General features: G+C 63.4%; 11 protein-coding genes. 3 read left to right on the top strand and 8 right to left on the bottom strand.

What is annotated here, in order from left to right; translation table 11 throughout:
- Positions 1-64: 64 nt before the first annotated feature.
- A complete protein-coding gene (locus B0G82_RS40420; RefSeq protein WP_083772052.1) occupies positions 65-340 on the top strand; it encodes a hypothetical protein in 276 nt (91 codons plus the stop codon).
- A 145-nt stretch (positions 341-485) separates the two neighbouring features.
- On the opposite strand, the gene B0G82_RS13205 is transcribed toward B0G82_RS40420, so the two are convergent.
- The 3 genes from B0G82_RS13205 to B0G82_RS13195 all read right to left on the bottom strand — a co-directional run bounded on the left by B0G82_RS13205 (position 486) and on the right by B0G82_RS13195 (position 4,096).
- On the bottom strand, positions 486-2,759 hold the full coding sequence (locus B0G82_RS13205; protein ID WP_121307604.1) for an ATP-dependent DNA helicase: 2,274 nt from the start codon (positions 2,757-2,759) through the stop codon (positions 486-488).
- Positions 2,760-2,823: 64 nt separating this feature from the next.
- A complete protein-coding gene (locus tag B0G82_RS13200; RefSeq protein WP_007181361.1) occupies positions 2,824-3,042 on the bottom strand; it encodes a DUF465 domain-containing protein in 219 nt (72 codons plus the stop codon).
- A 124-nt stretch (positions 3,043-3,166) separates the two neighbouring features.
- Positions 3,167-4,096 (bottom strand): hypothetical protein, encoded by a 930-nt coding sequence (locus tag B0G82_RS13195; protein WP_121307603.1) that lies wholly within the window; start codon positions 4,094-4,096, stop codon positions 3,167-3,169.
- On the opposite strand from B0G82_RS13195, the gene B0G82_RS40060 reads away from it, so the two are divergent.
- Together B0G82_RS40060 and B0G82_RS13190 are read left to right on the top strand one after the other, a co-directional pair.
- On the top strand, positions 4,032-4,328 hold the full coding sequence (locus tag B0G82_RS40060; RefSeq protein WP_199730142.1) for a hypothetical protein: 297 nt from the start codon (positions 4,032-4,034) through the stop codon (positions 4,326-4,328). The genes B0G82_RS13195 and B0G82_RS40060 overlap by 65 nt on opposite strands.
- Before the next feature lie 157 nt (positions 4,329-4,485).
- The gene (locus B0G82_RS13190; protein WP_121307602.1) at positions 4,486-6,834 is read left to right on the top strand and encodes a Tex family protein; all 2,349 of its coding nucleotides are present in this window, start codon (positions 4,486-4,488) and stop codon (positions 6,832-6,834) included.
- 181 nt (positions 6,835-7,015) lie between these two features.
- Here B0G82_RS13190 and B0G82_RS13185 read toward each other — a convergent pair whose 3' ends face one another.
- The 5 genes from B0G82_RS13185 to B0G82_RS13165 form a co-directional block, all read right to left on the bottom strand.
- On the bottom strand, positions 7,016-8,902 hold the full coding sequence (locus B0G82_RS13185; protein ID WP_106279511.1) for a potassium transporter Kup: 1,887 nt from the start codon (positions 8,900-8,902) through the stop codon (positions 7,016-7,018).
- A gap of 291 nt (positions 8,903-9,193) precedes the next feature.
- Positions 9,194-9,784, bottom strand: coding sequence for a phosphoribosyltransferase (locus B0G82_RS13180; protein WP_106279509.1), 591 nt, complete (start codon positions 9,782-9,784; stop codon positions 9,194-9,196).
- A 3-nt stretch (positions 9,785-9,787) separates the two neighbouring features.
- Positions 9,788-11,134, bottom strand: a complete 1,347-nt coding sequence (locus tag B0G82_RS13175) for an adenylosuccinate synthase (protein ID WP_106279507.1) — start codon at positions 11,132-11,134, stop codon at positions 9,788-9,790.
- A gap of 202 nt (positions 11,135-11,336) precedes the next feature.
- On the bottom strand, positions 11,337-12,488 hold the full coding sequence (locus B0G82_RS13170) for an ATP phosphoribosyltransferase regulatory subunit (protein WP_116140161.1): 1,152 nt from the start codon (positions 12,486-12,488) through the stop codon (positions 11,337-11,339).
- Between the two features lie 272 nt (positions 12,489-12,760).
- On the bottom strand, positions 12,761-12,952 hold the full coding sequence (locus B0G82_RS13165; protein WP_106313426.1) for a DUF2065 domain-containing protein: 192 nt from the start codon (positions 12,950-12,952) through the stop codon (positions 12,761-12,763).
- Positions 12,953-12,994 lie beyond the last annotated feature (42 nt).

The raw sequence follows: 12,994 nt of genomic DNA, 5'->3' as shown, positions 1-12,994 counted from the left end.
TGGAGCACATTACCGGTTTTATTTTGCGCTGTTGCTTACCTTTAAACCATAAAAGGACGTGATCATGAAGAAATCCCTCCTCGTAGCATCCCTGTTGGCAGCTGTGGCACTGGCTGCATGCAACAAGAGCAACGACCAAGCCGCTGCCCCGGCTAGCGACGCAGCTGCTGCTTCGGCACCGGCTGCCGCAGCTTCGGATTCGGCTGCTGCTGCTTCGGGTGCTGCTGCTGCTGCGAGCGACGCTGCTGCTTCGGCTACGACCGCTGCTTCGGACGCAGGCGCTGCTGCTTCGGACGCTGCTGCTTCGGCTGCTGCTCCGGCTTCGGGCGCAAGCCAGTAAGCTGTCGCATAGGGTTCGCCTCTGGGCGAAAACTGCATCGGGAAATCATCGCGGTTTCCCGGGCAGTAAAGCAAAACGCCACGGATTCACATTCGTGGCGTTTTGTCATTCAAGCGCCGCTTTTTTATAGCGGCGTTCATTGATTTTAATCAGGCTGATCAACCTGTTGCGCCGGCGTCGCGCTCTCTTCAAAAAACTCGCGCACCACCTCGATCTCGCGTGTGCGTTTAAATGGCGGCAGACTCTGCCAGATACGGCGCCCATACGGTTTGTCGACGAGTCGTGTATCGCAGATCATCAGCACGCCACGATCGGTCTCAGCGCGAATCAGACGGCCCGCGCCCTGCTTCAGCGTGATGACCGCCTGTGGCAACTGATGCACGGCGAATGGACTCAAGCCTTTCTTGGTCAGTGCGTCGAGCCGTGCAGACAACACCGGATCGTCGGGCGGCGCAAACGGCAGCTTGTCGATCACCACCAGCGACAATGCGTCGCCGCGCACATCCACGCCTTCCCAGAAGCTCTGGCTGCCCACCAGGATCGCGTTGCCGTACGACCGGAATCGATCCAGCAGTTCGGTGCGGCTCGCGTCGCCCTGCACGAGCAGTGGATAGTCCCAGCCGCGCGCTTCGATCGTGTCGCGCAGCTTCGCCGAGATGCGGTCCACCGCGCGCAGCGTCGTGCACAACATGAAGACGCCGCCGCCCGATGCTTCAATCGCCGGCAGCGCGGCGTCGAATACGGCGTCGGTGAACATGGGTGAAGACGGCTGCGGCAAATTGCGCGGCACGTACAGCAGGCCCTGCGTCGGATAGTCGAACGGACTGGGCAGCGTCATCGAACGCTTCGCGTTCAGACCCATTTGCGCGGCGTAGTGCGTGAAATCGCCGCGCACCGACAGCGTAGCCGACGTGAAGATCCACGCGCGCGGCACACCGGCGCGCTGTTTCGCGAAGATCGGCGCGACCGACAACGGCGTTTCGTGCAACTGCACGGTGTGCGAGAAGACTTCGATCCAGCGCACCTTTTCGTTGGGATCGGCGCGCTCGGTTTTGCCGTCGGCAGAGGCGCCGTCAGCGGCTTCGCGCTCGGTCTGCGTGGGTGGCGTGGTCCAGCCCGCCAGCACGCCCTGCAACTCGCGTGCGCGGCGCAGACACGCGCCGATCGATTCCGCTCGCTCGGCCTGACTCGCGAGCGCCGACGCCAATGCATCGAGTTCGGTTTCAAGCGTTTCGAGTGCGGGGAACAACGGATGATCGTCCGGCAACTGGCCGATCGACAAGCGCACCGAGTCTTCCTTGAAGGCCAGCCGCACATCGCGCGCGGCGCGCTCGAGCGTGGCGCCGAGCTTGACCCAGTCGACCGTTTCACGCGCATGGCCTAAACCTTCGGCCACCGAATCGCGGGCGAGCTCGAGAAACTGCGTGGTCGACAGCGTCTCGCCGAAGAACAGCGTCGCCGTCTCGGGCAGTTGATGCGCTTCGTCGAAGATGATCGTGTTGGCGGTGGGCAGCAATTCAGCCATGCCCGTATCGCGCAACATGATGTCGGCGAAAAACAGATGGTGATTCACCACCACGATATCCGCCTGCTGCGCCTCGCGGCGCGCCTGCATTACAAAGCAGTCCTTGTAATGCGGACATTCCTGGCCGAGACAGTTTTCGCGCGTGGACGTGACCATTGACCACACCGCAGCCGTTTCCGGCACACTCGCCAGTTCGGCCTTGTCACCAGTGCGAGTGATCTTGGCGAAGCGCACGATATCCTGCAGATACGAGGTTTCCTGACGCGAGGGCAGACGGCCGTTATCCGCGGTGCGCTGCAGATAGTAGTGGCACAGGTAATTCGCGCGCCCCTTGAGCATGGCGACCGATACCGGCACCGCGAGCGCATCGCGCACGGTCGGAATGTCGCGCTGAAAGAGCTGATCCTGCAAATGCTTCGTGCCGGTGGAGACGATCACCTTGCCGCCCCACAACATGGCCGGCACCAGGTACGCATAGGTCTTGCCGGTGCCGGTCCCGGCTTCGACGATCAGCGTGTTTTCGCTGCCGTCAAGGCCGTCCGATCCGGCGTTCTCAGCGGCCTCGGCGGCGGCATCGGCACCTGCTCCCTGCAGACGCCGCGCCGGACGCTTCTGCGCCTCGAACATGGCCGGCTCGGGCATTGCGCGGCCCGATGCTTCCATGGCGGCGGCCACGGCACGCGACATTTCGATCTGCGAGGCGCGCGAACGATAGCCGTCGATCTGACGGGCCAGCAAACCGTCGGCGGCGAAGATCTCGTCCAGTTCGGCGACCCGGCGTGGATTCAGCGACGCGCTCAGTGCGGACGCGGCGGGACGCGGCGCCGGTGTAACGGCTCCTGATGCGTCGTCGCCCGGCGTGGCACGGGATGAAGTTTCAAGCGGTGAATTCAAGGCAAGCGTTTCCTGCAAAGTCCGGCTCGCGCGGCGCGCGCCCGGCGCCTGCCAGGCCGCGAACTCAGGCGCGTGCGTCCGGTTCGAGCTGCAATTGCAGCAAGATGATGGTGTCCTTGACTTTGAGTTTGCGCTTTTTCAGGCGCTGCAACTCGAAGTCGTCGATGCCGGGCTCATCCGACATTCGGTCGATCAAGCGATCGAGCCCACTATGCTCCGATTCCAGTTGCAGAATACGGTCGCGAAGTGTGTCCGCGTTGATGACGTGATGTTGATCGCGCATGCTCGCCTCCTCTCGTCTACGGCGCGGGCCGCGTGTGCGGCCCGATGCCTGAGGTTGCTGTCCGGCTTAAAACGCGTTACGGCGGCTACGGCCCTGCCACTCAGCTCAGGGCCCTTCAGCACGCTTACTGCTGCTCCTGCTGCTGCTTTTGCCGCTCTTCCTGTTGCTGCTGTTTCAACGCGTCCTGACGCTTCTGCTCGGCTTTCTCGGCCGCCTGCTTCTGACGCGTCTCCACCTCGGCCTTGTGCTGCGCGGCGTCCGCCTGCTTCTTCTCGAAGCTCTGCTGCTTCTGCACGCGCTCCTGCGCCTTCTGCGCACCTTGCGCACGCGCCTCGTCGAGCTTGCGCTGGAAGTCGCCCTGCTTCTGATCGTACGCCTGCTGGTTGGCTGCCGCCTGCGACGGGCTGATGCCGCGCTGCGCCTGATCCAGCGCGTGCTGACGCAGTTTGTCCTGATAGGCCTGCGCATTCGCGCTACGCTGCGGCGCCTCGGCGGCGCGCTGCGCCTGATCGATCTGATGCTGTTTCTGCTTGTCTTCGTACGCCTGCGCGTTGCGTGCGTCGTCGGCGGCACGCTGCGGCGCGCTCGCTTCGTCCTGCGCACGCTTGATGGCGGCCTGTTCGTCACGCACGCGGGCGCGCTGCGTGCGCTGTTCGCCGTCGAGCGCGAGCTGTTCCTTGCGAATGTCGGCCTGCACCGAGCGCATGCTGTCGCGCGCCTTGTTCAGGCAATAGTTGACGAAAAACTTGCTGTAGCAGTCGTGTTCCGCGACGCCGTAGCGGTAGTTGTTCTCCTCGGTGCGCTGATCGAGGGCTTTCTGGCGCGCGTTGAAATCACTATCCGACGCTACCGCGTTGCCAGCGCTGTCCGTGCCGTCGGCGTTCGTGGCGCCGTTGACCGTCGTGGCTTGCGCGCCCGACGCGGCGGACGGCGTCAAAGCGCCTGCGGGCCGCGCGGCGCTGCTGCTCGCCGGCGTCGCGGACTGAGCCATGGCCGGCGTGGGCGCGCCCAACGCGACGGCCAGCACACACGACGCGCAAGACGCGAAAAACACCCCACGGGAGGCGAACGCGGACCTGAACGCGGAGCGCGGCGCCGATGGGAGCGAAGAGCGCGAAGAGAGCGAAGAACGTGGCAAACCCGGTGCCAGACCCGGCGGGAAAAACGGCGGCAGTTGTGACAAGCGAGAGACCAAGCGGGAGCCCAGGCAGTTGAGTGACAAGGAGATCGGCAACGTCGTAGAGGGTCAACGGAATATGCCCGAAATTCTATCACCCTGCGGTTGAGCCCTTTTGCATTTATGGCAAAATGCCCCGCTCCAGCAACCTGGTCGCAGCGCGCACGCCCGTCGTGCCCCGACGTGCCTCATGCGGCCCTCGCGTGCCGCCCACGTTCGGTCAGCGCGCGGCCTCCGAACTGAGTCCGCAGGAACACCAAGACCTTATGACGGAAACCGTAGCACTCAAGATCGTACAGCGCATCGCCGCCGAACTGTCCGTCCAGCCGCGCCAGGTCGCGGCCGCGGTGCAACTTCTCGACGAAGGAGCGACTGTTCCGTTCATCGCCCGCTACCGTAAGGAAGTGACCGACAATCTCGACGACACGCAACTGCGCAACCTCGAGGAACGCCTGCTGTATCTGCGCGAACTGGAAGACCGGCGCGCCGCGATCATTGCCAGCATCGACGAACAGGGCAAGCTCACCGACGAGCTGCGCACCGCGATCGAAGGCGCGGACAGCAAGCAGGTGCTGGAAGACCTGTACCTCCCATATAAGCCGAAGCGCCGCACGCGCGCGCAGATTGCCCGCGAAGCCGGCCTGCAGCCGCTTGCCGACGCGCTGCTGGGCAATCCCCTGCTCGACCCGCAAACCGAAGCCGCCGCCTACGTGGACGCGGAGAAAGGCATCGCCGACGTCAAGGCCGCGCTCGACGGCGCGCGCGACATCCTCTCGGAACAGTTCGGCGAAACGGCCGACCTGCTCGGCAAGCTGCGCGACTACATGTTCAACCAGGGCGTGGTGTCGTCGAAAGTGGCGGAAGGCAAGGAACACGCGGAAGAAGAAAAATTCCGCGACTACTACGACTACGCGGAAACCATCCGCACGGTGCCGTCGCATCGCGCGCTGGCGCTGTTCCGCGGCCGCAATGCGGGCGTGCTGATGGTCAAGCTGGGTCTGGGCGAAGAACTCGACGCGCAGGTGCCGCATCCGGGCGAAGCGCTGATCGCGCGCCACTTCGGCATCGCGAATCAGAACCGTCCGGCCGACAAGTGGCTCTCCGACGTGTGCCGCTGGTGCTGGCGCGTGAAGGTGCAGCCGCATATCGAAAACGAGCTGCTGACCAATCTGCGCGACGAAGCCGAGCACGAGGCGATTCGCGTGTTCGCGCGCAATCTGAAGGACTTGCTGCTGGCTGCGCCCGCCGGCCCGAAGGCTGTGATCGGCCTCGATCCGGGTATGCGCACCGGCGTGAAGGTGGCGGTGGTCGATCGGACCGGCAAGGTGCTCGCCACCGACGTGATCTATCCGCACGAGCCGCGCCGCGACTGGGACGGCTCGATCGCGAAACTCGCGCGCATCTGCGCGCAGACGCAGGCTGAACTGATCAGCATCGGCAACGGCACCGCGTCGCGTGAAACGGACAAGCTCGCGAGCGAACTGATCGCGCGTCATCCGGAATTCAAGCTGCAGAAGATCGTCGTGTCGGAAGCGGGCGCGTCGGTGTACTCGGCATCAGAACTCGCGGCGAAGGAATTCCCCGACATGGACGTGTCGCTGCGCGGCGCGGTGTCGATTGCGCGCCGCTTGCAAGACCCGCTCGCCGAGTTGGTGAAGATCGAGCCGAAGGCGATCGGCGTCGGCCAATATCAGCACGATGTGAATCAGCGTGAACTGGCCCGTTCGCTCGATGCGGTGGTCGAGGACTGCGTGAACGCGGTCGGCGTGGATGCGAATACGGCGTCGGTCGCCCTGCTCGCCCGCGTCTCGGGTCTGAATGCCACGCTGGCGCGCAATATCGTCGACTATCGCGACGCAAATGGTCCGTTCCCATCGCGCGAGCATCTGCGCAAGGTGCCGCGTCTGGGCGACAAGACGTTCGAGCAGGCCGCCGGGTTTCTGCGTATCAACAACGGAGAGAATCCGCTCGACCGCTCGTCGGTTCACCCGGAAGCGTATCCGGTCGTTGAACGCATGCTCGCGAAAATCAGCAAGCACGTCGGTGAAGTGCTGGGCAATCGCGACGCATTGCGTGGCCTCTCGCCCGCGGAATTCGTCGACGATCGTTTCGGTCTGCCGACCGTGCGCGACATTCTGCTCGAACTCGAAAAGCCGGGCCGCGATCCGCGTCCCGAGTTCAAGACCGCGACCTTCCGCGAAGGCGTCGAAAAGGTCAGCGATCTGACGCCGGGCATGGTGCTCGAAGGTGTCGTGACAAACGTGGCGGCATTCGGCGCGTTTATCGATATCGGCGTGCATCAGGATGGTCTGGTGCACGTGTCGGCCATGTCGACGAAGTTCATCAAGGACCCGCATGAAGTGGTCAAGGCCGGCCAGATCGTCAAGGTGAAGGTTCTTGAAGTCGACGTGAAGCGCCAGCGTATCGCTTTGACGATGCGGATGGACGATGAAGTCGGTGTGGCGGCGGCACGCGGCGGCGGCGGCGCCCAGCAGGATCGCGGCGGCGCGGGTCGTTCGGGCGGCGGTGGACGCGGCGCGCAGCAACAGCGCTCGCGTGAGCCGGAAGCGGGTGGCGCGATGGCGGCTGCGTTCGCCAAGCTCAAGCAGAAGTAATTTTTGCCGCGTTAGAGGCGCGTGATTCGCTCACGCGCTTGCTGTGCTTGATGAGCTTGTTGAGCACCGCGCGGTGCCCGATCAGCCACTCGCTCGATCAAGCTGCAAGCAAAAAGCCCACACACGTGGGCTTTTTTTTCGCGTCTCGATACGCGAGGCGCCTGAAAATCAGCGGCGGCCTTCAGATCTCGATCTTGGTCCCCAACTCCACCACCCGATTAGCCGGAATACTAAAGAAGTCCGTCGGCTTCGCGGCATTCTGATGCATCCACGCGAACACACGTTCGCGCCACACCGACATGCCCGGCAGTTGCGTCGGCACCACCGTTTCGCGCGCGAGGAAGAACGACGTGTCCATCATCTCGAAGGTCATGTCACGGGTGCGGCCGACTTCGAGCAGCACCGCCTTCACGTCCGGCGTTTCGTTGAAGCCGTAGGCCGCCTTGACGAGATACAGGCCACCGTCGATGTCCTTGACCGTCACGCGCTCCGAGTCGTTCACGTACGGAATATCGCGCGTCACGAAGGTCAGGAAAATGGTGCGCTCATGCAGCACCTTGTTGTGCTTCAGATTGTGCAACAGGCTCACCGGCACGAGCGAATCGCTGCCGGTCAGATAGATCGCCGTGCCCGACACGCGATGCGGCGGATGCGCGAGCAAGCCCTGCAGGAACGGCATGAGCGGAATGCCGTCCGCGGCCGTGCGTTCCTTGACGATCATGCGGCCCTTGAACCAGGTCATCAGCAGGAAGAACAGCAATGCGCCGATACCAAGCGGCAACCACCCGCCTTCCTCCACCTTCAACAGATTCGCGCCGAAAAATCCTAGATCGACCGTCATGAACACGCCAATGATCAGCGCCACCAGCAGCTTGTTCCAGTTCCACACGTTCACCATCACGACGCACGCGAGAATCGTGGTGATCACCATGGTGGCCGTCACCGCGATACCGTACGCGGCCGCGAGATTGTCCGAGCTCTTGAAGGCAATCACGATGCACAGGATGATGAACAGCAGCATCCAGTTCACCACCGGCACATAGATCTGGCCGATCGCCAGTTCCGACGTGTGCAGGATCTTCATGCGCGGCACGTAGCCGAGCTGGATTGCCTGGCTAGTCAGCGAATAAGCGCCGGAAATCACGGCCTGCGAGGCGATCACGGTCGCGACGGTCGAGAGCACGACGAGCGGCAGCAATGCCCAGTCCGGCGCGAGCAGGAAGAACGGATTCTCGATGGCCTTCGGATCGTGCATCAGCAGTGCGCCCTGACCGAAGTAGTTCAGCACCAGCGAAGGCATGACCAGGAAATACCACGCCATGCGGATCGGCTTCGCACCGAAATGGCCCATGTCGGCGTACAGCGCTTCGGCACCGGTCAGCACCAGCACGACCGAGCCGAGCACCACGTAGGCCTGCAGCACATGCGCGGCCATGAAGGTGTACGCGTAATACGGGTTCAGTGCGCGGATCACGTTCGGCGACTGCAGGATATGCCACAGGCCGAGCACCGCGAGCACCGCAAACCACACCACCATGATCGGACCGAACAGGCGGCCGACCATCGCCGTGCCGTGCCGCTGAATCCAGAACAGCAGCACGAGGATCACCATGGTGAGCGGCAGCACCAGATGCGACAGATGCGGCGCGGCAACTTCCAGACCCTCGACTGCCGAGATCACCGAGATGGCCGGCGTGATCACCGCGTCGCCATAGAACATGCAGGCGCCGAAAATGCCGAGCATCACCAGCACGCCGGCCATTTTCGACTTCTCGTCGAGCGAGCGCAGTGCCAGCGCCATTAATGCGAGCACACCGCCCTCGCCGTTATTGTCCGCGCGCATCACGAACAACACGTACTTGACGCCGACCACGATCACGATCGCCCAGAACAGCAGCGAGATCACACCCAGGATTGATTGATCGGTCAGCGGAATGCCGTGAGAGGGGCTGAAGGCTTCTTTCAGCGAGTACAACGGGCTCGTGCCGATATCGCCGAACACCACTCCGATCGCAGCGAGAGCGAGGGAAGGCAGAGGCTGTTTGTGCACGTGATTGTTATCTGTCATAAACGCGAGGAAATCCGTTCCCTGAGCGGAAAAACGACCGCCATTCTAAACTGCCGGCATGGCGCCGCCCGGCTTGTTGTGGATACGCCACGTGATGGTCCGCGCAGTGTAGCACTGCGATATGGGCGCGTCTGCTGCGCGAGCCGCATTGCCGGCATCGGCGATGCACGTTTGCGAAGCGCACGCGCACGGCCCGCACATAAAAAAACGGAGCCCACTGGGCTCCGTTTTGCGAAACTGCGCAGGGTACGGCGCGACGAAGATGCAACACGTTCGGCGCCGAAGTGCGCATCACTTCTCCGACGACTCCTGCGCTTGCTGCATGCCGCGTTTGATCCACGCGCCGAGATTATGCGGGCGCACCGTGTCCCACTCCTCGAACGGCTGATGGATCCACGGATTGGTGGGCAAATACTGGACGTGATAGTCGGGCTTCACCTTCGAGCAGCCCTTGTACCAGAGCACCGCCGAACGCACGGCGGTGATCGCCGGATAACGCTCTTTCAGATGCTGCTGAACGCGCGCGAGCGTCACGCCCGAATCGACCAGGTCGTCGACCAGCAGCACGTTGCCGTGCAGCTCGCCGCGCGTCATGGTGATGTATTGCGCGATGTCGAGTTCGCCCTGCTCGGTGCCGGCCGCTTCACGATACGAACTCGTGGCGAGAATCGCCAGCGGCAGATCGTAAATGCGCGAGAGCTGATCGCCGACGCGCAGACCGCCGCGCGCGAGGCACAGGATCTTGTCGAACTTCCAGCCCGACTCATGCACCTGCAATGCGAGCAATTCGATCAGCCGGTGATACTCGTCCCAGCCGACCCACAGGTTCTTGTCGTCGTTGCGCGGATCTTTCATCGCAATCATGGGTACACCTTGAACCATGGCTTAAACCTTGAACGGATGACGAAGCAGAATGGTTTCGTCGCGATCCGGACCGGTCGACACCATGTCGATCGGAATGCCCGCGACTTCCTGCACACGCGACAGATAAGCGCGCGCATTCGCGGGCAGCTTGTCCCATTCCTTGATGCCGACGGTGCTTTCCTTCCAGCCCGCGAAGGTTTCGTACACCGGCTCGCAACGCGCGACTTCCGACGAACCGCGCGGCAGCAGGTCGACATGCTTGCCGTCGACCGTGTAGCCGACGCACAGCTTCACTTCGTCGAGACCGTCGAGCACGTCGAGCTTGGTCATGCACAGACCCGATACACCGTTGATCTGGATCGAGCGGCGCAGCGCGGCGACGTCGAGCCAGCCGGTGCGGCGCGGACGGCCGGTGACCGAGCCGAATTCCTTGCCGACGGTAGCCAGTTCCAGGCCGATCGCTTCCTGACGGGCGGCGTTATCCGCGTCGTACAGTTCGCTCGGGAACGGGCCCGAACCGACGCGCGTGCAATATGCCTTGGTGATGCCGAGAATGTAGTTCAGCTTTTGCGGACCGACGCCCGCGCCCGCCGTGGCAGCACCCGCCACGCAGTTGCTCGATGTGACGTACGGATACGTGCCGTGGTCGATGTCGAGCAGCGTGCCTTGCGCGCCTTCGAACAGCAGGTTGCTGCCGGCCGCGTTCGCGTCGTAGAGACGACGCGACACGTCGGTGACCATGGGCTTCAGACGATCGGCATAGCTGAGCATCGTGTCGAGCGTTTGCTGGAAGTCGACAGCGTCAACGCCCAGGTATTGCGTCAACACGAAGTTGTGGTAATCGAGATTTTCACGCAGACGTTCGGCGAAGGTTTCCGGCTCGAACAGGTCCTGCACGCGCAAGCCGCGGCGTGCCACCTTGTCTTCGTAAGCCGGGCCGATGCCGCGGCCGGTGGTGCCGATCTTGGCCGCGCCACGGCGCTTTTCGCGGCCCTGGTCGATGGCGATGTGATACGGCAGGATCAGGGTGGTGGCTTCGGAAATAAAGAGGCGATTCTGAACATCGACCCCGGCGGCTTCGAGCTCGCCGATTTCCTTGAACAGCGCTTCCGGCGACAACACGACGCCATTGCCGATGTAGCACGCGACGCCGGGATGCATGATGCCCGACGGAATCAGACGCAAGATGGTTTTCTTGCCGCCGATGATAAGCGTGTGACCGGCATTGTGACCGCCCTGGAAGCGAACGACGCCTTGAGCGTGGTCCGTCAGCCAGTCGACGATCTTGCCCTTGCCTTCATCACCCCACTGGGTTCCCACGACGACGACGTTACGCCCGGGGTTCACATTCACTGCGCTGGCAGACATGTTGTTTCGTAAGCTGGTTAAAAACGTATTCTACCTATGTTCGCGGAACCTTCCGAATTTTTCCGTTTCCGCTCAACGGTATGCACGTTATGTTGGGTATTGCGAAAGTAGCGCGGCCGATGGCCGCGCCGCGTTTTAACGGCACGTTCGAAGCCGTCTGAGATGCCCTGAGGATCACCCTCGGGCGGGTCTGCCGGAACGCTCAGGCTCGCGCTTCGACGACCCAGTTGCCGTTGCGCTCGACCAACACGCGGTCGAAAGCGAATTCGTCCAGATCGTGTTCATGGCCGGGCAGCGCCTGAATAACGACCTCGCCGGCATCGCGCAACGCGGCGACGCTCACGCGCAGTGCTTCGTCGTGCTGCCACGGCGCGAGAATCGCGCTGCTGCGCGCTTCGACCGGCGAAATCCGCGCCACTTCGCGCAGGTCGAGCGAAAAGCCGGTGGCCGCCCGCGCGCGGCCATACGCCTGGCCCACGTGGTCGTAACGGCCGCCGCGCGCTACCGCATTCGGCACGCCGTCCACATACGCCGAGAACATCACGCCGCTGTGGTAAGCATAGCCGCGCAGATCGGCGAGATCGATCATCACTTCGGCGCCGTCCACCTGGCTTGCGAGGAACGCCAGGTCGTCGAGCGCGCGGGCGATGGCCGGCGCGTTCGGCAAGCGCGCGCGGGCTTCGTCGAGCACCGAGGCGTCGCCGTAGAGCGTGGGCAGCGCGCGCAAGGCGTCGCGGATCACCGGCGTGAGGCTGGCTGTCAGTTCGACGAGGCGCGGCACGTCCTTGCCCGCCAAGGCGTCGTAAAGCGACTGCCCGAGTTCGGCCGCGGCCGGCTCGGCTTCGATCAGCGCCGCGAGCACGCCCGCGTGGCACAAATCGAGGCGCACTTTCGCGAGACCGGCCAGACGCAGCGCGTCGAGCATCAGTTGCTGGATTTCCAGATCCGCTTCGAGGCCCGCGTGACCGTAGATTTCCGCGCCGATCTGGATCTGCTCACGCGTGGCATGCAGGCCGCGCGGACGCGTGTGCGCGACATTGCCCGCATAACAAAGACGCGTCACGCCCTGGCGATTCAGCAGATGCGCGTCGATGCGCGCGACTTGCGGCGTGATGTCCGCGCGCAGACCGAGCGTGCGCCCGGACAGCTGATCGACCAGTTTGAAGGTCCGCAGATTCAGATCGTGGCCGCCGCCGGTCAGCAGCGACTCGATGTATTCGAGCAACGGCGGCATGACCATCTCGTAGCCGTACGAACGGAAACGGTCCAGCAAATGGCGCCGCAATTCTTCGATCTTGCGGGCTTCCGACGGCAGCACGTCGGCAATGTTTTCGGGAAGTAACCAGGTCGACATCGATACAGTCCTACGACGTTGAACACGGCGGCTGGGTGCGCCGGTAAGTGAGAGTGAATGGCGGGCGGCGGCTCGATTTTGGCGGCCATCGCAGGCGTCTGGATTGGCTGCAGCGACCCCATCCGGCTTTTGGCCGCGGGGCGTTGCACGATGCGGCGTTCAGAGCACCGCGGGCAATGGCGGCCGGTCGCACCTGGCCGCGGGTAATTACGGTGATCGCGGATGATCGCACGCCCCGTCGGGCCGCGAGGCCACCGGCAAAACAAGCGCCTTCAGGTCACGACAAACAGCAGGATCAGTCCGAGCACCATCACGATCAGGCCACCCACCCGGATCTGATGCGGCGGCCGTTCCGCTATTTTACGGAACGTGTCGCGCCAGGCGCTCGGAAAAACGAAGGGAAACATTCCTTCGATAATCAGCATCAACGCGATCGCGAGCAGTAACGAGCCGGCTATATCCATGCGAGTTAAAGCGCCGCGATGCGGATGCCGCGGCGTTCCGGT

This window comes from Paraburkholderia sp. BL17N1, from assembly GCF_003634175.1.
Lineage (GTDB): Bacteria > Pseudomonadota > Gammaproteobacteria > Burkholderiales > Burkholderiaceae > Paraburkholderia.
Note: the sequence above shows the minus strand (reverse complement) of the source record. Positions and strands in the feature narration are given on the sequence as shown.